At 70.4% G+C, this 19,098-nt stretch carries 17 protein-coding genes and 1 tRNA gene; 11 read left to right on the top strand and 7 right to left on the bottom strand.

The window, feature by feature from the left end; all coding sequences use genetic code 11:
- Positions 1 to 45: 45 nt before the first annotated feature.
- From AC1U7O_RS05755 to AC1U7O_RS05740, 4 genes are all read right to left on the bottom strand, one after another.
- Positions 46 to 663, bottom strand: coding sequence for a TetR/AcrR family transcriptional regulator (locus AC1U7O_RS05755; RefSeq protein ID WP_479893672.1), 618 nt, complete (start codon positions 661 to 663; stop codon positions 46 to 48).
- A complete protein-coding gene (locus AC1U7O_RS05750) occupies positions 656 to 886 on the bottom strand; it encodes a hypothetical protein (protein ID WP_479893670.1) in 231 nt (76 codons plus the stop codon). Before AC1U7O_RS05750 ends, AC1U7O_RS05755 begins: the two co-directional genes overlap by 8 nt.
- 469 nt (positions 887 to 1,355) lie before the next feature.
- Positions 1,356 to 2,411: a mechanosensitive ion channel family protein gene (locus tag AC1U7O_RS05745; protein ID WP_479893669.1), complete on the bottom strand. Its 1,056-nt coding sequence runs from the start codon at positions 2,409 to 2,411 to the stop codon at positions 1,356 to 1,358.
- A gap of 55 nt (positions 2,412 to 2,466) precedes the next feature.
- Entirely contained in the window at positions 2,467 to 3,711 is a 1,245-nt protein-coding gene (locus tag AC1U7O_RS05740) for a glycosyltransferase family protein (RefSeq protein ID WP_479893668.1), read from the bottom strand.
- A gap of 287 nt (positions 3,712 to 3,998) precedes the next feature.
- On the opposite strand from AC1U7O_RS05740, the gene AC1U7O_RS05735 reads away from it, so the two are divergent.
- The 8 genes from AC1U7O_RS05735 to AC1U7O_RS05700 all read left to right on the top strand — a co-directional run bounded on the left by AC1U7O_RS05735 (position 3,999) and on the right by AC1U7O_RS05700 (position 12,767).
- Positions 3,999 to 5,612: a sensor histidine kinase gene (locus tag AC1U7O_RS05735; protein ID WP_479893666.1), complete on the top strand. Its 1,614-nt coding sequence runs from the start codon at positions 3,999 to 4,001 to the stop codon at positions 5,610 to 5,612.
- A complete protein-coding gene (locus AC1U7O_RS05730; RefSeq protein WP_479893664.1) occupies positions 5,609 to 7,000 on the top strand; it encodes a sigma-54-dependent transcriptional regulator in 1,392 nt (463 codons plus the stop codon). The genes AC1U7O_RS05735 and AC1U7O_RS05730 overlap by 4 nt, the downstream gene beginning before the upstream one ends.
- A gap of 233 nt (positions 7,001 to 7,233) precedes the next feature.
- Positions 7,234 to 8,328, top strand: coding sequence for a glycosyltransferase family 4 protein (locus AC1U7O_RS05725; RefSeq protein WP_479893663.1), 1,095 nt, complete (start codon positions 7,234 to 7,236; stop codon positions 8,326 to 8,328).
- Positions 8,329 to 8,342: 14 nt separating this feature from the next.
- Positions 8,343 to 9,584 (top strand): MFS transporter, encoded by a 1,242-nt coding sequence (locus AC1U7O_RS05720; protein ID WP_479893662.1) that lies wholly within the window; start codon positions 8,343 to 8,345, stop codon positions 9,582 to 9,584.
- Positions 9,585 to 9,989: 405 nt separating this feature from the next.
- A complete protein-coding gene (locus tag AC1U7O_RS05715; protein WP_479893661.1) occupies positions 9,990 to 10,169 on the top strand; it encodes a hypothetical protein in 180 nt (59 codons plus the stop codon).
- A 254-nt stretch (positions 10,170 to 10,423) separates the two neighbouring features.
- Positions 10,424 to 10,615, top strand: a complete 192-nt coding sequence (locus AC1U7O_RS05710; protein ID WP_479893660.1) for a hypothetical protein — start codon at positions 10,424 to 10,426, stop codon at positions 10,613 to 10,615.
- A 263-nt stretch (positions 10,616 to 10,878) separates the two neighbouring features.
- Positions 10,879 to 11,238 (top strand): c-type cytochrome, encoded by a 360-nt coding sequence (locus tag AC1U7O_RS05705; protein WP_479893658.1) that lies wholly within the window; start codon positions 10,879 to 10,881, stop codon positions 11,236 to 11,238.
- An 11-nt stretch (positions 11,239 to 11,249) separates the two neighbouring features.
- Positions 11,250 to 12,767, top strand: a complete 1,518-nt coding sequence (locus AC1U7O_RS05700) for an OmpA family protein (RefSeq protein WP_479893657.1) — start codon at positions 11,250 to 11,252, stop codon at positions 12,765 to 12,767.
- A gap of 21 nt (positions 12,768 to 12,788) precedes the next feature.
- On the opposite strand, the gene AC1U7O_RS05695 is transcribed toward AC1U7O_RS05700, so the two are convergent.
- The 3 genes from AC1U7O_RS05695 to AC1U7O_RS05685 form a co-directional block, all read right to left on the bottom strand.
- On the bottom strand, positions 12,789 to 15,098 hold the full coding sequence (locus tag AC1U7O_RS05695) for a fatty acid cis/trans isomerase (protein WP_479893655.1): 2,310 nt from the start codon (positions 15,096 to 15,098) through the stop codon (positions 12,789 to 12,791).
- An 86-nt stretch (positions 15,099 to 15,184) separates the two neighbouring features.
- Positions 15,185 to 15,727, bottom strand: a complete 543-nt coding sequence (locus AC1U7O_RS05690; protein WP_479893654.1) for a hypothetical protein — start codon at positions 15,725 to 15,727, stop codon at positions 15,185 to 15,187.
- A 164-nt stretch (positions 15,728 to 15,891) separates the two neighbouring features.
- Positions 15,892 to 15,976: transfer RNA gene (locus AC1U7O_RS05685), tRNA-Leu, on the bottom strand.
- Between the two features lie 138 nt (positions 15,977 to 16,114).
- On the opposite strand from AC1U7O_RS05685, the gene AC1U7O_RS05680 reads away from it, so the two are divergent.
- The 3 genes from AC1U7O_RS05680 (at position 16,115) to AC1U7O_RS05670 (ending at position 19,094) form a co-directional block, all read left to right on the top strand.
- Positions 16,115 to 16,804 carry an HAD family hydrolase gene (locus tag AC1U7O_RS05680; RefSeq protein ID WP_479893653.1) on the top strand — a complete coding sequence of 230 codons (690 nt, stop codon included), beginning with the start codon at positions 16,115 to 16,117 and terminating at the stop codon, positions 16,802 to 16,804.
- 50 nt (positions 16,805 to 16,854) lie between these two features.
- Complete coding sequence (queE, locus tag AC1U7O_RS05675) at positions 16,855 to 17,508, top strand: 7-carboxy-7-deazaguanine synthase QueE (RefSeq protein WP_479893652.1); 654 nt, start codon at positions 16,855 to 16,857, stop codon at positions 17,506 to 17,508.
- A gap of 68 nt (positions 17,509 to 17,576) precedes the next feature.
- Positions 17,577 to 19,094, top strand: a complete 1,518-nt coding sequence (locus tag AC1U7O_RS05670) for a leucyl aminopeptidase (RefSeq protein ID WP_479893651.1) — start codon at positions 17,577 to 17,579, stop codon at positions 19,092 to 19,094.
- Positions 19,095 to 19,098 lie beyond the last annotated feature (4 nt).

Genomic DNA, 19,098 nt, shown 5'->3' with positions numbered 1-19,098 from the left:
TTCCAGACCGGCCGATCGCCGCGGGCCAGGGCGGCCAGGCCGCGCTCACAGAAGCGCCAGGAGGCTGCCCTCGATCCGTCGGCGAAGGTCCTCGCGTCGCGCGACGGGGTCATCCGCCCGGTCGAACAGCAGGGCGTACGTCAGCAGCCCGGACGTGAAGGCGGACAGGGCCAGCGCGAGCCAGCGCGCCCGGCCGTCCTGCTCCGGCCCGGCGGGGACGGCGGGGCGGAGCAACTCGGCCACCTGGCCCAGGTACCGGTCGTACACGTCGCGCAACTCCGACACCGTCTCCGTCTTCAACTGGAGCCAGCCGCGCACCTGATGGAACAGGAGCAGGTATTCCGGATGCACCAGGGAAAAATCCAGCTTGGCGCCGACGAGGGCGCAGACCAGCGACGGGCCGTCCCCGGCCCCGGCGGCCGCCGCGCGCATCCGGCTCAGGGACTCGGCCAACCCCTCCTCGAGGAGAGCCCGGATCAGGCTCTCCTTCGTTTCGAAATACTGATAGAAGGTACCCTTCCCGATGTCCGCCTCCTCGGTAATGTCCTCGATCTTGGTCCAGTAGATCCCCTTCTCGTAGAAGAGGCCGAGGGCGACGCCCATCAGGACCTTGCGCGTCCGTTCCTTCCTGCGCTCGACGCGGGAGGGAAGCGCGTCATTCATGCGTGATCACCACCGGCACGAGTTGGCGATTCCATCGTCGCTTGGGTCTGGGGCGATCGGCCGACACCGGCTCCCCTCCGTCGCGCCGCCCGAGCACGAGGGGGTCCAGTATAGCGCCGCAGTTCAGGCAGCGCCATCCATCGCAGTGGAGCTGGCCCGTGTCGTCCAAGAGATCGACGAGGCGCTCGGGCACCAGGCAGCCTTGGCAGCGCAAACATCGCATAGCGCTCCTCCTTCCCTGGAATGCACGTCACGCGGCGAAGCGGCGCCGGCGATCCGTATGCAGCCATTCCCCGTCGGCTCGGATACTGCGGCGCCCTCCGCCTCGCCGTCCCCCCAATGCAACAGGGCTGCCACCAAGTCGCCAGAACTCCGAAGGCCCACCCCCACCCCGGGAGGATCGCCGCGAGTCCGCCCTACGAACCTTGGGGTTGGGACGAATCATTGTTCTGACCATATAGCCGAACTAGAATACATAGTCAACTCCGAACTTATAGTCATATGCGGTAAACTTTTCCAATGCGATGCAGACTTTTGAGGCTTTAGTATGGATAAGGCCTGTGCCGGCATGGCTTTTTGCTGGTCGGTGCTTCCAGCTCGGAACAGGCCATGGCCGGGGTGACGCCAGCCCATGGGGCGAAGGGACAAGGGGCGAGAGGGGAAGAAATGCGGGCCGGTGCGGGAGGGACGGCTCAGACGGAGGGCGGTGGTCCGGGCTCCTGGCGGAGGTGGACGTCCCGTTGCGGGAAGGGGATCTCGATGCCCTCGGCCCGGAACCGCTTCAGGATTCGTTTCCGCATCTCGTGCTGGACGAGGAACTGTGCCTCATAGTCTTGGACTTGGCAGATGAGCGTGAAATCCAACGACGACTCGCCGAATCCCGGGTTGAACCGGACGGCCGGGGCGGGATCGAGCAGGAGGCCCGGCACCTCGGCGGCCGCCTTGCTCACCTCCTCGATCAGGACGCGCTCGATGTGGTTCGGGTCGGCCGAGTAGGACACGCTGATGGGGATGAGGAGCGCCATCCGTCGCTCGGGCATGAAGTAGTTCGTCACGATGGATTGCGCCAGCTTGCTGTTGGGAATGATGACCATGTTGTTGGGTAGCATCCGGATCTTGGTGCTACGCCAGCCGATGTCCGCGACATAGCCCTCCTGGCCCGACTCCAGCCGCACGAAGTCGCCGACCCGGATCGGCTCCTCGATCAGCAGGTGCAGTCCCGCGAAGAGGTTCGACAGGGTTTCCTGCAGCGCGAGCGCGACGGCCAGACCGCCCACACCCAGCGCGGTCAGGACCGGCGTGACCGAGATGCCCAGCCCACCGAGCAGGACGAGGCCCCCGATGACCCAGATCCCGCCCTTCAGGAAGGTCATCGTGAGCCCGGTCGCGGGCAGCGCGCCCCTCGCCCCCCGGAGCCCGTACCGGACGGCCGTCCCGCCGAGGTGCGCGAGGGTCGCCGTCACCGACAGGACGATCAGGCTGTAGATGAGGTTCAACGCGACGGCGCCGTAGCGCCCCGGCAGGTCCGCCGTTTCCACGGCGACGTAGAGGGCAAGGAGCAGGCACCAAGCGAAGGAGGGCCCCCGAAGGCCGGCCACGATCAGGTCGTCCCGGTGCGTCTCGGTCCGGGACGCCCAACGGTGCAGCGCCCGGAAGGCGAGCGACCGCGCAACCAAGACCACGGCCAGCACGCCGAGGAACACCCCGGCCGCGATCACGACCTGTTGTATCGCGGGCGGGCGGCTCACGGAACGGCCTCCGCAGACCGCGGCCGGACGAGACGGAAGGAGCGGTCGGCGCCCCTCATGTCCTCGCCGGCTCCCCCGCGGCCGTCGGGTCCCAGCGCAGATCCTCCTCGACCGCCTCTAGCAACTGGTCGTAGATATCCGGGACCGCCGCGGCGACGCGGCTCCAGTTGGAGATCATCGGCACCCCCAGCGGGTCCGAGGCGAAGACCTCCGTGCCCAGCTTGATGCCCTTTAAGAAGGCCTCCACCGCCGTGCGCTCCTCGTGCCGGTCGAACTTGAGGCTGTTGATCGCCGCGTCGTCCTCGTAGCGCCGGATCGCCTCCTGCGCCTCCTGCAGGTAGGTCGCCCGCAGGGTCTTGAGCATCTCCTCGGTCAGCACCACCCCCTCGCTGGCGAGGTTGCGGAAGAGGGACTTGGTGATGTCCACGGTCATCTTGAGCAGCCCCTGCTCCGGGTCGTCCGCCGACAGCGCCTGGTGCTTGTGCTCGTAGGCCTCGGCGATGTCCGCCTGGCAGATGCGGCGCAGCGCGCAGTTCCGGTACACCTCGGCGAGCACGCCGACCTCCAGGCCCCAGTCGCCCGGAATGCGGTTGATCCAGGCCAACTCGCGCACCATAGCGAATTCCCCGGCCAAGGGATAGCGAAAACTATCCAGGAAGGTCAACAGGGGCTGCTCGCCCACCAGCCGCGTCAGGCTCCGGATGAGCGGGGTGAGGAACAACCGCGTCACGCGTCCGTGCAGCCGGTCGGTCACCCGGCTGTAGTACCCCTTGCAGAACTCGTAGCCCATGTTCGGGTTGGCGATCGGGTAGCAGAGCCGCGCGAGATAGCCCCGGTCGTAGCTCACGATGTCGCAGTCGTGGAGCGCGATCACCTTGCTCTGCCGCCGGGCCAGCACGTAGCCGAAGGCGATCCAGCAGGACTGGCCCTTGCCCGGCAGGCCGATGTCGATCTCCTGGGCCACCAGGCCCTTGAGGATCTCCTGGATCCGCGGGCCGTCCACCCAGATGAGCCGGACGTCCTGCGGGAGCGCCTTGAAGTATTCCTTCGCCCGCCGGAATTCCAGCGCGGAGGCCCGTCCCAGCGCGATGACGATTTCCCGCAGGTAGGCGACGCCCCTGAGCTGCTCGACGATGCCCGCCAGCGCCGGCCGCTCCAGCTCCGCGTACAGGCAGGGCAGCACCAGGGCGATCGGATTGATCCGGCCGTGCCGCTCCAGCTCACACTCGATCCGCTCGGTGTTCGGCCGTCCCAGCCGGTGGAGGACAGTGACGACACCGTTTTGATGAAAGTCCGACATCCGTGGCGCCTCCTCTGGCAAAGGCCGCAGCCCGCCGCCCCGTGGCCGATCCCGGCCGTTGTCCCCAGCATAGAGGGGGGCCGGCGGCTGCGCAACCCCGCCGCCGGCGGCGACGGGTCCGTTTCTTGCTGCCGCGTCCGTCGAGGTGCCGCTACGCCGGGGCCGGTCCTCCTTCTTGTCGGCCCCGCAGGAGGGGACAACCTGTCCCGTCCCGGACAAGCCGTCCGCGCAACGGGGGCGGAGGGGCGAATTGCGGCCCGCCGCGCGGGGCGCTATGATCTCCGATCATGTCGCTCTCGTGGCGCCGGGCCAGCCTGCAGACCAAGGTTTCCCTCGTCATCCTCATGATCGTGGGAGTCTCGGCCGTTTCCGACGAGTACCTGGACCGGGTGTACGTCGGCCGGCTGGCGAAGCAGAACTTCCAGGACGAAGTGGCCGCCGTGGCCCGGCAGGTCGGCGCGCACATCACGACGGCGGCCGAGTTTCACAACCAGGCCGCGCGCGAGCTCGATCTCTATAAGCTGCTCGCGAGCCGGCCGGACCTCCTGGACATCGCGCTCTACGCCCTGCCGGAGACGCCCGGGGAGCCCCCGCGGCTCTTCGTCAGCGCCGGCAACACCGCCCTGCCTCGGCTGGAGCGGGTGCCGCCGCTCGTCGTCCGGGCCCTCCGCCGGGAGCACGACATCACCGACCTCGAGGGGTGGGAGGAGGAACACCGGCTGAAGATCGCGGCGCCCATCTCGGTCGAGGGCCGGCTGATCGGCGCCGCCTACGCCGAATTCTCGACCGCCCAGTTCGACGAGGTGCTCGACTACCAGCGCAAGCTCTCGCTCAACCGCCGCCTGGTGACCGGCACGTTGATCGTCGTCGCCATCAACCTCTTCTTCTACTGGAGGGTGCACCGTCCGGTGAAGACCCTGCTCGCGGGCGTGGAGGCCGTCTCCCAGGGCATCATGTCCGCCGCGGTGCCCGTTCAGGGCGAGGGGGAGATCGGCCAGCTCGGGGCGCGGTTCAACGCGATGGTGGAACGCATCCGCGACGCGACCGAGGCCAACCGCCGTCTCTATGAGGAACTGCGCCGCGCCCACGACAGCCTGCAGGTGCGGGTCGAGGAGGCGACGGCCGAGCTGCGGAAGAAGCACGAGGAGCTGCTCCGCTCCAACGAACGGCTCTCCACCCTGCAGCACGAGGCGGCGCGGGCCCAACGCCTCTCCGCGATCGGCCAGCTCGCCGCGACCGTCGCCCACCGCATCGGCACGCCGCTGACCGCGCTGTCCGGCCACATCCAGCTCCTCGCCGAGGACCCCACCCTCGGCGCCGAGGCGCAACGGCGCCTGCGGACCGTGGAAGCCCAGATCGAGCGCACCTCGCGGATCATCCAGGAGCTGCTCCTCTACGCGCGCCGGCCGGAGCCGATCCTCGCCCCCGTGGACCTGAACCGCTGCCTGGAGGAACTCGCCTCCCTGCTGCGCCCCGAGGTCGCGCGCCGCCGCATGGTCCTGGCCCTCACCCTGACCCCCGCGCGGCCGAAGGTCCGGGCCGACCGGTCGCAACTCCAGGAAGTCTTCTCCTGCCTGATCGAGAACGCGCTCGACGCGATGACCGAGGGCGGTACGCTGACGATCCGCAGCTACCCCGTGGCTCCGCGCGGTGGCGGGGACGCCCCGCCCCTCGTGGCCGTGGAGGTCGAGGACACGGGCCAGGGCATCGCCCCCGAGCACCTGGACCGGATCTTCGAGCCCTTCTTCACGACCAAGCCGACCGGCCGCGGCACCGGCCTGGGGCTCGTGATCGCCGCCGAGGCGGTCAAGGCCCACGGAGGGCAGATCACCGTGCAGAGCGAGCTCGGCAAGGGCGCCCGCTTCACCGTGACCCTGCCGGCCGAAGGAGGGGGATCGTGATCGCGACGCCGGCGCGCGTGCTGATCGTGGACGACGACGCGGAGACCCTCGAGCTCCTGACCGAGATCCTGCGCAAGGAGGGGTACGCCGTGGCCACGGCCGGCGAGGGGGAGGCCGCGCTCGCGCTCGCGGCGCGCGAGCAGCCCGACGTGGTCATCACCGACCTCAACATGCCCCGCATGGACGGCCTGGCCCTGCTGGCCGAGCTGCGGACGCGCCACCCCGACACGCTCGTCATTCTGCTCACCGCCTACGGCTCGCTCAAGACCGCCGTGGACGGGATCAAGGCCGGCGCGTTCGACTACATCAGCAAGCCCTTCATCGTCGAGGAGATCCGGCTCGTGGCGCGGCGCGCCCTGGAGCACAAGCGCGTGCTCCGGGAGAACGAGGCCCTGCGCGAGCAGCTCCGGGACCGGTACCGCTTCGAGCGGATCGTCGGCAGCAGCCCCGGCATGGTCGCCGTCTACAAGATGATCGCGCGCGTCGCCCAGACCGACAGCACGGTCCTGCTCCAGGGGGAGAGCGGCACGGGCAAGGAGCTCGTCGCCCGGGCCATCCACACCAACAGCGCCAGGAGCGGCGGTCCCTTCGTCGCCGTGGACAGCGGCGCCCTGGCGGAGACCCTGCTCGAGTCCGAGCTGTTCGGCCACGAGCGCGGGGCCTTCACCGGCGCGATCGCCGCCAAGAAGGGCCTCCTGGAGAAGGCCCACCAGGGGACCTGCTTCCTCGACGAGATCGCCGACATCTCGCCCGCCCTCCAGGGCAAGCTCCTGCGCGTGATCCAGGAGCGGGAGATCCGCCGGGTCGGCAGCACCGAGCCGACCAACGTGGACGTGCGGATCATCGCCGCCTCCAACCGGGACTTGAAGCCCCTCGTCGAGTCGGGGAAGTTCCGGGAGGATCTCTATTACCGGCTCAACGTCGTCGCGATCACGATCCCGCCGCTGCGCGAGCGGGCCGAGGACATCCCGCTGCTGGCCCGGTGCTTCGTGCAGAAGTACGGCGCCGGCCGCGAGAAGCCGGTCACCGGCCTCGCTCCCGAGGCGATGGAGCTGCTCCTGCGCTACCACTGGCCGGGCAACGTGCGCGAGCTGGAGCACGTGATCGAACGGGCCGTGGTGCTCACGCCCCATTCCCTCATCATGCCGGACGACCTCCCGGACGTCCTGCGCGCGGCGGGAACCAGGCCGGCCGCGACGCGCGGCTGGGTCACGCTCGACGAGCTGGAGCAGGAGTACATCCTGCGCGCCTTCGAGGCCCACCGACAGGACCTCGGGCGCACCGCGGAGGTGCTCGGCATCCACCGCAAGACCCTCCTGCGCAAGCTGCGCACCTACGGCGCGATCGCCGTCCCCGCCGACGAGGGGATCGAGGCCGATCCGGCCTGACCGCTGCGACCGGACAGCCTGTCTTCCCCGGGGCAGAAAGTCCAGGCCGGGGGACGGTTGCCGGCCGGCCTCCGGCCCCCCCTCGACCCGACACCATCCCGCAGCGCCCAACAGACACAGGGACTTACGAGGCCGACGGCGTTCCCCCGGCCGGTGGACCGCCGCGATGGCCCGTCGCTTGCTCCACCAGCCTCGGGGGACGGTTTGCGCCCCCATCATTCGAGGGAGCGTCCATGCGCATCGCACAACTCGCTCCGCTGTGGGAAAGCGTGCCGCCGCGGCTGTACGGCGGCACCGAACGGATCGTCTCCTACCTGACGGAGGAGCTGGTCCGGCTGGGCCATGCCGTGACCCTCTTCGCCAGCGGTGACTCCCGCACCGCGGCGCGGCTCGAGGCGGTCTGTTCGGAGGCGCTGCGCCTGCGAACGGGCGTCTGCAACCCCGATGCGGTCTTGATCCTCCAGATGGAGCGTGTCTTCGGGTCGGCCGAGCGGTTCGACCTGATCCACTCGCACCTCGACTGCCTGGCCTTCCCCCTGGCGCGCCGCAGCCCCGTGCCGGTCCTCACCACCCTGCACGGCCGCCTCGACCTGCCGGAACTCGTCGCGGTCGGCGAGGAGTTCGCGGAGCTGGCCCTCGTGTCCATCTCCGCCGCGCAACGACGGCCGCTGCCCGGCGCCAACTGGGCCGGCACGGTCCACCACGGGCTCCCGCGCGACCTCTACTCGTTCCACCCCATGCCGGGCAAGTACCTGGCGTACCTCGGCCGGCTCGCGCCCGAGAAGCGCCCGGACCACGCGATCGAGCTGGCGAAGCGCGTCGGCCTGCCCCTGCGGATCGCCGCCAAGGTGGACCCGGCCGACCGGGCCTACTTTCAGGAGGTGATCGAGCCCCTGCTGGCGGACCCCCTGATCGAGTACCTGGGCGAGGTCAGCGACGCCGAGAAGGACGATTTCCTGGGCGAGGCCCTGGCGCTGGTCTGTCCCTATGACTGGCCGGAGCCCTTCGGAATCGTCTTCATCGAGGCCTTGGCCTGCGGGACGCCGGTCCTGGCCTACCGGCGCGGCGCGGCGCCGGAGATCATCGAGGACGGCGTGACGGGCTTCATCTGCAAGGGCGTCGGCGAGATGGCGACCGCGGTCGAGCGCCTCGGCACGATCGACCGGCGGCGGTGCCGCCGCGCCTTCGAGGAGCGGTTCACGGTCGAGCGGATGGCCCGCGACTACGTGGCCCTGTACGAGCGGCTCCTCGCCGCCTCGGTCGCGCCGGCCCGCGTCCGGGGCCGGACGGGCGAAGGGCGTCCGGGGCTCGCGGCCCGATGGGCCTGAGACGGGGAGGACCGATGCCGCCGCAACGGAGCCTGCTGAGGACTCGGGATTTCGGGTTGATCTGGAGCGGCCAGGTCGTCTCCCAGATCGGCGACGGCCTGAACCGGGTCGCCTTGCTCTGGTTCGTCTACGAGCTCACGGGCTCGGCGCTCAAGACCGCCACGATCGGCCTGCTGCAGACCGCGCCGCCGCTCCTCCTCGGCCCCCTGATCGGCGTGTACCTGGACCGCCTGCCGAAGAAGCCGGTCATGATCGGAGTGGACCTGCTCCGCGCGGCGCTGATCGTGCTCATCCCGGCGCTCTACGCGCTGGACGCCCTCACGTTGGAGCGGCTTTACCTGCTGGTCTTCCTGATGGCCGTCGTCTCGACGGTGTTCGGACCGGCCCTGGCGGCGGCCGTGCCCCTGCTGGTCCGTCCGGCCCGCCTCACCGAGGCCAACGCGCTCATCCAGAGCACCGCCAACATCGGCATCCTGCTCGGCCCGCTCGTGAGCGGCCTCGGCATCGCGTGGATCGGCGTCCAGCACGTGCTCTACGTGGACGCGGCGACCTTCCTGATCTCGGCGTTCTGCCTCGCCCCCCTCCACCTGCGCGAGATCCCGCGGTCGGCCCCGACGGGACGCGCCTCCGTAGCCCGGGACCTGCTGGCCGGCTTCCGGTTCGTGTTCGTCCAGCAGCCCAGGGTCCTCCTCCTGATGGTCACCGCGACCTTCTACAGCCCGGCGACGAGCGCCTTCGTCTTCCTGCTGCCCGTCGTCGGCAAGGAGATCCTGCAGCTCGGGCCCGTCACGCTCGGTTGGCTCTGGTCCACGCTGGGCGTCGGCATGTTGCTCGCGTCCCTGTGGCTCGCCCGTCGAGGACGAGGGCAGCGGGAGAACGTGGAGGAGCGGCTGCGGATGTTGGCCCGGGCCCTGGTGATCGGGGGGATGGCGGTCGGCGCCCTGAGCGCGGTCGAGCGGCCGCTGATCGCCGCGGGCCTCGTCGCGGTCATCGGCGCGAGCACCGCGCTCTTCACCCCCGTGGCCTGGGCCATGGTGCAGGAAGTCACGCCGGCCCCCCTGCTGGGCCGTGTCCTCACGACCTTCAGCACGGCCGCCATGGCCTCGGCCATGGCCGGGATGGCGGCGTTCGGCTGGGCCGCCGAGACGCTCGGCCCGGCGCGCACGCTCGGCGCCGTCGCGACCGTGCTGCTCCTGGCCGCCCTGGTCACGGCCAGCTTCAGCCGCCGGGTGCCGTGGCAGCCGGCCCTGGCCTGAACGGGCCATCTTTCGAGGGTGGAGGGGCCATGAGGCCGGCGACCGGCCCCCGTTCTGGACCAGCCTGATCTTGAGCCCGCTGTCCGCGGCGTCCGCAACCGAGCCGACGGCGTCAGCCTGGAGGGCCCCCAGGTCGGCCCGGCCCGGGCGCTGTCGGTGGGAACGCGGCGGACAACTTATCCTGTTCGGGACAGGTTGTCCCCCCCTTCCCCTGGGCAAGGGGGAAATCGCTCCTCTCCACCTTTGAATTAATGTGAATTCATTGCATGTTTTCTCCAGCCCGAGGGATAGGGACGCCTGGCTCGGCTCTTGCTTGGTCAGACACTCTGTCAAATCCCGTTCACTGCCAAACGGGGCAAGCTCCATCTCTCAACCACTCAATTCACATCTTTCAAGGAGGAGACCGTGAAAAAAATCACTGGACTTCTGGCGCTCGCGATGCTACTCACCTTCGGCACCGTGACCTACGTGCAAGCGGGGGATCCGGCTCCGGCCCCGACCGAGGAGAAGGACAAGAAGCCGAGCGGCCCCCACGCCTCCGATGAGAAGAAGGACGAGAAGAAGGACGACAAGGGCGGTAAGTAAGCACGCGGGGGACGCGCCACGCGGTGCGTCCCCCCTTCGTTCCAGGTCAACAGCCACGCCAGCCACAGGGATCCGGCCCAGGGATCGCCCGCGGCCTTGCCGGTTCTCTCCCGCAGGGGCCCGCAAGGGGCTCCAAGCCCGCGAGGAGCCGTTCGGAGGGGAGTAACGAGAGGGCAGTGTTCGGACAACCAGGGCTCGGCCGCAACGGGCGGGCGCAGCACCTGGCGGCAGATCATCAGGAGGAGGAGCGAGAGATGAAGAAGCTTGCTGGCCTATTGGCATTGGCGGTGATGTTGAGCTTTGGGACCGCGACCTTCACCTTCGCCGGTGACCCGGCCCCGGCCCCGGCCCCCACGGACAAGAAGGGCAAGGACACGAAGAAGCCGAAGTTCTTCGGCAGCGGCGAGAAGAAGGACGAGAAGAAGGATACGAAGGGCGGAAAGTAACGGACGGGATCACGCCCGGCCCCTACTCCCGGGGTCGAGCTCCTCGCAACTTGGACGCGGGCCGGCGCTTGCGCGTCGGCCCGTCCCCTCGCCCCCCCTCCCGCGCTCCCTGAGTTCCGACAGCCGACCGCGTAGGACCGTTCCCCCTTTCGGAGCAACGGCCATGCTCCACGACCGTCCTGAGCCATGGGGCCTGCGGCGAAGGAGGCAAATCGGGTAACATGGGCCGGATGCGACCCGAGAGACGCGCCGTGGCTCGCGCCATGAGAGGATTCCTCGTGGTGGCGGCGGCCGGCTTGCTCCTGTCCGGCCTGTGGCCCTCCCCGCCCGGGTGGGGACAATCGGCCGTCGATCCCGCCAAGGGGCGAGGCCCCTATGAGCAGTATTGCGCGGTCTGTCACGGGACGCGAGGCCTGGGGAACGGTCCCATGGCCAAGGCCACCTCGCCCCCGGCCCCGAAGCTCGTGTCGGCGGACGTCCGCCGGCTGACGGACGAAGAACTGCTCCGGATCATCGCCGACGGCAAGGGCTCGACCATGCCGGCCTGGCGAGGCATCCTCAACGACGAGCAGCTCCGCGACGTGGTGGCCTACATCCGTTTCCTGGGAAGCGAGCCGCGATGACGCGTTTCGCCGTGAGATGGGGATTGGCGCCGTTGGCGGCGGGCCTGCTGTTGGCGGGCTGCGTCACCAGGGAGCAATATCAGCAGACCGCCGCCGACCTGGAGGCCGCGCGCAAGATCACGGCGGAGGCCGTCGCGACCCTCGAGGCGGCTCAGAAGGTCGCGCGCGCGCAGATCGAGGCCTTGGAGCGGGAGACGTCGCGCATCGGCAACGAGCTGCTGGCGGCGCAGGCGCAGAACGCCAAGCTCACCAAGGACCTGGAGACCCTCACGGCCTCGCTGGACGCCGAGCGTCAGGGCCGCCAGGAGCTGCAGGGCAAGCTCGACAAGCTGCGCACCGACGCCGAGGAAGGCCAGCGCGTCGGCACGGAGCTCCGGCGGGAGCGCGACCTCTTTAAAAACAAGGCGGAGGACCTCCAGCGCCGCCTGGACACCGCGCAGCAGGAGCTGGCCGGCTCCGCCAAGGCGCTGGCCGACGCCCGCGCCCGCATCACCGCGCTGGAGAAGGAGAAGGAACAGACGGTCACGGCCCTCACCCAGGCCAAGAACCAGGCCCGCGACCTGGAGACCAAGCTGGCGGCGGAACAGGTCAAGCTCGCCACCCTCCGGGAAGAAAAGCAGAAGCTGATGTCGGGCACGACGACGGCCCAGGAGGAGGTCGCCAGGCTGCAGAAGCGGGCCGGCGAGCTGGAAACCGAGGCGGCACGGGCGGCCGACCTGCAGAAGCGGCTCGAGGAGCGCGACCAGGAGATCGCCAAGCTGCGACAGCACCTCGCCGACCGCCAGACGCTGCAGAGCCGGGTCGCGGCGCTCATGGACGACCTGGAGAAGGCCAAGGAGCGCATCGCCGCGCTGACCGCCGAGCTCAAGGGCCTGGGGGAGGATCTCGCGCGAGTCAAGCGGGAACGGGACGAGCTGCTCGCCGGGACGGAGACGCTGCGGACCTCCATCCAGCAACGGGACGAGTTGCTCAAGGCCAGGGAGGCCGACCAGGCGAGGCTGGAGCGCGAGCGCGCCGCCCGCGAGGAGGAGGCGCGACGGCAAGAGGCCGCTTCGGCCGAACTCTCCCGGGCCCTGGCGGCGGAGATCGCCGAGGGCCTGGCTCGCGTCCGGCAGGACCGACATCTCCTGACGATCACGCTCGCCGACCGGCTCCTGTTCGAGCCGGGGCAGGTGGAGATCGCACCGGCCGGCGCGAAGGTCCTCCAACGGATCGGCCACATCCTCCACGCCCTGGGCGGCGGGCGGGTCGTGGTCGAGGGGCACACGGACAACGTCCCCATCGGCAGCCGGCTCCGCCAACGGTACCCGACCAACTGGGAGCTGTCCATGGCCCGGGCCACGAGCGTGCTGCGCCGCCTGGCCGAGCACAGCGGCCTCGACCACGCCCGCCTGGGGGCCGCCGGCTACGCCGACACCAGGCCGATCGCCTCCAATGACACGGAGGAGGGCCGGGCCGCCAACCGCCGCATCGCGATCCTCGTCTATCCGAACGGTTCCGGCGAGCCGCCCGGCGAGGCGAAGCCGTAGTCGGCGCCGCCGCTCCTCCCCTCACCGATTCTCAAGCCGGTTGTAATCGAACAGGCCCGCCTCGATGGGCGCGAGGTCCCGGTAGGCCCGGTGGAGCCGGTCGCTCTGGTCCCAGAAGTCCGGGCTCGTCCGCCGCACCGCCCACCGCGCGGCGAGCGTCCGGTAGTCCGCCTCGCTCGACAACCCGGCGACCGCCGCGACGAAGGCGGGCAGGTCGGGCCGGCTCACCCGATAGACGGCGTTGGGGTAGGCCCCGATGAACCCGCGCACGACGGTCAGGCCGTCTTCGTCCGGCAGGCGGCGAGCCTCCTTGTCGAAAAGCGAGGCGATGTTGCTGTACCCGTCGTCGTGGAGCAGCGTGTAGATCCGCTCGGCCCGCGCCGCCGTCGCGCCGGGCTCCGTGACGGCCAGGAAGGCGACTTCCGGCATCCAAGCCAGCGCCCGGCCCCGCAGGGCGGCCAGCGCCTCGAGCGGCGCCCGGACGGCCGCGTCCGGTTCCCCCGCCAGGTCGTAGTCCCGATTCAGCGCGCCGCCGAGCCGCTCCCGCAGGAGGGCGAACAGCTCGGCCTTGGGGTCGTCCGTGCGGTAGGGCACGGCGCTTTCCGCGTCGTAGTGGATGCGGCTGCCGTACACATAGTCCTTCACCGACTGGTGCGCGCCCCGGTACCAGAAGTCCCGCTCCCTCTCGCGCAGGGCCTTGGGCAGCAGGATCAGGAAGTTGAACTCCCCCTCCATCCGGAGGAAGTCCATGTAGAGCCGCGAGTCGAGCTGGTGGCCCATGTAGCCGAAGACATCGTAGCCGGCGACGAGCAGGTAGTAGATCCGCTCCAGCAACTGATAGGTGAGGATCACCGAGGTCTTCGGATTCGCCCCGACCAGCCCGGGCACGACCGCCGCGTTGTCCTCGTTGCGGAAGACGGTGAGGGCGGCGTGCCGGTTCCGCCCCCCGCCGTCCCAGATGTTCCGCAGATGGGCGACCTCGCCCGGCGCGCGGTGCGTCGCCAGGTAGGCCTGCTTGGCCTTGAGGAACTCGGTCTGCAGCCGGGAGTACCGGAGCCAGGACACGAGCCCCAGCCGGCCGGTCTGTCCTTCGGCGGGCAGCCGGAGATGCCCGCTCTCGCGCGCCAGGAATTCGGCGCTGTCCTCCAGCACGTCGCTGTCCGGGTTGACGAAGAAGATCCAGAACCGGTCGTCGATCACGTCGAGCGCGATCTGCCCGCGGCAGGAGGGCCCCTTGATGAACATCATGACGAAGAGCCCCGCGTCGTCGAGCAGGAACTTGTAGCGCGAGCGGACCGGCAGGTCCTTAAACGCGACGAAGGGGTTCGCGGCGACGTCCGGCTCGTAGGTCGGCAGGGCGCGCACGGCATAGTCGGGGTCCAGGAAGAGCTCCCGGTAGCGCCGGCGGCGCGCCTCGCCGAACGCGTAGGGGACATGGGTCTTCGCCAGGATCGTCGTCCGGACCGGCTCGAGCCGGTAGTAGACCGGCCCCGGGCCGGGGTCGTCGTAGGGCAGGCGCGTGGCGATGCGGGCGATCGGCTCACCCGGCGCGGTGCGGGAGCGGACCAGGCGGAACCAGGGCCCGGCGGGCAGGTCGTCGAAGTAGAGGTCGGCCAGGTACAGGTGCTCGTAGAGGTAGCGGCTCATCAGCCGGTGTTTCGGGCTGCCCTCGTTCAGGAAGCGCTCCCACTCCCGCACCTGCGCCTCGTAAGCGGGCGCCCGAGGCGGCGGCTCCCGGTACGGCGCGCCGTCCGCGAGCCAGGCCGCGAGCGTCGCCTGCTCGTCGTCGCTCAGGCCCGGCAGCCCGTAGGGCATGCCCCAGAGCGGGAAGCGGGCGGCGAAGTCGTCGAACTCGGACTCGGCGGGACACTGCTGTTTGCGGTCGAGGGCGAAGTCGAAGGAGTCCGGCAGCGGCGACGTCGCGGGCAGGGGATGCTGCCGCTTGAGCGCGAGCATGCGCGCCAGCACGCCGGGCCCCGGCGGGGCGCCGGACGTCGTCGGCTCGCTCAGGACGGGGTAGAACCCCTTCCCGCGCCACTGCGCGACCGTCGTCGCATCCTCGAACAGCCGGGTCGGCTCGGCGAGGCGCAACCGGGTCGTGTCGTACACCCGTTTCTTGTGGGCGCCGCGCGCCAGCCCTTCGTAGGCGCTCAGGTTGAGCTGGCAGGGCGCGTCGTAGCAGCCGTGGCAGACGACGCAGCGGCGGTCGAGGATCGGCTTGACGTCCCGCCAGTAGTCCGGCGTGGCGATCCCCGGCGGCCGCACGAGCGCTGGGGGTGCGGGCCCCTTGGCCGGCGGCTCGGCGCAGGCGGCCAGGACCAGCAGGGCCACGGCAGGGAAGCTCCACCATCGTGGGGGTACACGTCCGGATTCGTCGCCACCCTCGCGGCCCCGATCGTGCACCGCCCCGGGTGCCCTCACTGGCTCGCCTCACCCACCGCCGCCCGCATGACCTCGCCCCAACAGTGGGAGCGGGCCTCGGCGAGGTCCGCGTCCTGCACCTCGGGATGGTGCAGCTCGGGCGGGTAGGTCAGGCAGATGAAGGGCAGGCCGACGAGGTTCAAGTGCCGCTCGGTGGCGTCGAGGCCGATCACCGGATGGCCCGTGACCGGCACCCAGAGGAGGTTGACCGGGAGCAACGCCAACTGTTCCACGAGGCCGACGGTGCCCACGACGGTCAGCCAAACCGGCGCGACGGCCGTGAGCCGGACCCAGTAGGCGGCCATGTTCGTGACATCCGCCGCCCGCTCCAGGGCCGTGTAGGTGGAGGCGTCGAGCGCCGGGTCCTCAGAGCGGTCTTCGACCGCGGTCGCGAGATCCGCCGCGAGCGACAGGCCCGTCGAGGGATGGGGCTCCCGCACGTACTCGGAGGCGCAGCCGGCCAGTCCCGTCAGCGCCGCCGCCAACAGCCGCGCGGCAGCCAGGGGGCGCGTCGGCGGTCGGGGCGATCGATCTCTCACGGCCGGCGACTCCTCCCCCCCGGCTTCCTTCTCGTCTCATCCACCTCGGGCCGGGAGCCAGGAGCCTACGCTCCGCGGAGCGAAAAGTAAACGGGACGTGGAGAGGGGAAACCGTCGAGGACGGGCGGAGCGACCTGGGGTCGCGGCCGGGAGAAGCGGAGGGATGGTGCCGAAGGCGGGACTCGAACCCGCATGGGTTTCCCCACACGCCCCTCAAACGTGCGTGTCTACCAGTTCCACCACTTCGGCGACGGCGGCATTATAGGAGGGCCCGGAAATGCTTGTCAATCAAGGGCCTGTCCGGTACAATCGCTCGCTCGCCCGAGGCGGAACGACGGCGCGGCGGACCGGTCCGCACCCTCGCGGCCGGCCCCCTGACGAGGTCCCATGCTCCAGCCCGCGACGACAGGCTCCCGCGCGACCGGCACCAACGTCGGCGCCTTCTTCGACGTGGACAACACGCTGATCCCCGGCCTCGCGATCGAGGTCCGCTTCTTCCGCTTCCTCTGGCGGCGGGGCGTCGTCGGCGCGGGCGAGGGCGCGCGCAGCCTCTGGTTCCTCCTGCGGCAGATGCCGCCGGTGAGCCTGCACCCGCTCCGCGAACGCAAGCTCTACCTCACGGGCAAGCGACCGGACTCGATCGAGACCCTGGCGGCGCCCTTCTTCGACCGTGTCGTCCGCCCCCGCCTCTCGCGGGAGGGGCTGGCCGTGCTCCGGAGCCATCGGGACCGCGGTCACCATGTCGTGCTCGTGACGGGCTCGCTCGATTTTCTCATCGCCCCGCTCGCCGTCCACCTGGACGTCCCGAGCGTCCTCGCGGCGCAGCCGGAGCGAACCGGCGGGGTGTACAGCGGCCGGCTGCGACCGCCCGTCCCCTACGGCGACGGCAAGCGGCACCTGATCGAGGCCTTCGCCGCCGAGCACGGGCTGGACCTCGCGGCGAGCTATGCCTACGGCGACAGTCCCGGCGACGTGGACATCCTCCGTCTGGTCGGCCACCCCCGCGTCGTCAACCCCATCCGGGGCATGGCGCGGATCGCCCGCCGGCAGGGCTGGCCGGTCGCAAAGTGGGCGTGAGCGGGTTGAACGATCGAGAGAGTGTCGATCGCTTCATCGCTGATCTCCCAATGGCTCAATCACCGATTCTGCGTATTACGGAAATCTTCCACAGCATCCAGGGCGAATCCAGCCACGCCGGGCGGCCCTGCGTCTTCGTCCGGCTGACCGGCTGTCCGCTCCGCTGCACCTGGTGCGATACGGCCTACGCCTTCCACGGCGGCGCCGACCTGACGGCGGCGCAGGTCCTTGGCGCGGTGCGCGCCTACGGCTGCCCGCTCGTCGAGGTCACCGGCGGCGAGCCGCTCGCCCAGCCGGAGGCCTTCGGCCTGATCGCGGCCCTCTGCGACGAGGGGTACGAGGTGCTCGTCGAGACCAGCGGGGCCGTTGATATCACGCCGGTGGACCGGCGGGCCCGGGTGATCCTCGACGTCAAGTGCCCCGGCAGCGGGATGGCCGACCGCATGGACTGGGCGAACCTGGAGCGCCTGCGCCCCGGCGACGAGGTGAAGTTCGTCATCAAGGACCGGGCCGACTACGAGTGGGCGGCCGAGACCGTCAGGCGCCTGGGCCTGGACCGCAGGGCCCTCGTCCTGTTCGGGCCGGTCTTCGGCGCGCTCGACCCGCGCCTCCTGGCCGAGTGGATCCTCGCCGACCGGCTGCCGGTGCGGTTCCAGCTCCAACTTCACAAGCACGTCTGGGCGCCGGACATGCGGGGCGTATGAGGGCAGCGGGAAGAATTGCCGATTGAGGACGATGGCGTGAAGACCGACAGGAGAGGAGAAGCGACGGAATGAACGCGGTTGATGTGCGGGTCAAGCAGGGACGGGTGGAGAAGGAGGCGGCCGAGGCGCTGGTGCTCGGCCACTTCGAGGGGGAGACGCCTCTCGGAGACGAAGCGGCCCGGGTGGACCGGGCGCTCGGCGGCGGACTCAAGGATCTGCTCAAGTCCGGTGAATTCACGGGCCAGGCGAACGAGACCGCCCTGGTGCACACGAGGGGCGCCCTGCCCGCCAAGCGCGTCCTGCTCGTCGGGTTGGGCAAGAAAAAGGAGGGGCGGCTCGACACGGTCCGCCAGGCGATGGGGACCGTCGCCAAGCGGGTCACGCAGGCCGGCGCCTGCTCGTTCACGACGGCGGTGATCGGGGATGGGCTCGACGGCGTCACCGCCGCCCAGCTCGCCCAGGCCATGGTGGAGGGGGCGATCTGCGGCGCCTACCGGTTCACCGAATACCGGAGCGAGGACCGCAAGAAGAAGGGACTCGCGGCGATCACGATCGTCGAGCCGCGCGCGGACCGGCGCCGCGCGCTGGAGATCGGCGCGGCGCGCGGGCGGGCGAGCGGCGAGGCGACCGCCTACGTGCGCGACCTCTGCAACCATCCCGCCAACGTGATGACGCCGACGCGGATCGCGCAGGAGGCGCGGGCCGTCGCCCGGGAGCGCGGCGTGCGCCTGCGCATCCTGGAGCGGCGCGACATGGAGCGGCTCGGCATGGGCGCGCTGCTCGGCGTCGCGCGGGGGAGCCACGAGCCGCCCAAGTTCATCGTGCTGGAATACAGGGGCACGGGCGCCCGGAGGGACCGCGGTCCGATCGTCCTCGTCGGCAAGACCATCACCTTCGACACGGGCGGCATCTCGCTCAAGCCCTCCGAGAACATGGAGCAGATGAAGGCCGATATGACCGGCGGCGCGGAGGTGCTGGCCTCGGTGCGGGCCGCCGCGCGGCTTCGGCTGCCGCTGCACCTGGTCGGCATCCTGCCGGCCACCGAGAACATGCCGGGCGGGCGGGCCATCAAGCCGGGCGACATCGTCAGGACGATGGCGGGCAAGACGGTCGAAGTGCAGAACACCGACGCCGAGGGGCGGCTGATCCTCGCGGACGGGCTCGCCTACGCCACCCGCTACAAGCCGTCCGCGTTGATCGACGTGGCCACGCTCACCGGGGCCTGCATGGTCGCGCTCGGCCAGTTCGCGATCGGGATGCTGGGCAACCACGACGCGCTCAAGCGCCGGGTCCAGGACGCCGGCCGGACGGCGGGCGAGCGGGTCTGGGAGATGCCGCTCTGGGAGGAGTACTTCGAGCAGCTCCGAAGCGACGTGGCCGACATGCGCAACATCGGCGGGCGCGGCGGCGGCATGATCACCGCGGCCCTCTTTCTGAGCAAGTTCGTCGGCGACTGCCCCTGGGTGCACCTGGACATCGCGAGCACCGACTGGAGCGAGCGCGAGCGGGCCTACGTCTCGAAGGGGCCGACCGGCATCGGGACCCGGCTGCTCGTCCAGTACCTGCTCAACGAGGCGGAAGGCTGAGCGC

The organism is Candidatus Nitrospira neuquenensis (genome assembly GCF_979578155.1).
Note: the sequence above shows the minus strand (reverse complement) of the source record. Positions and strands in the feature narration are given on the sequence as shown.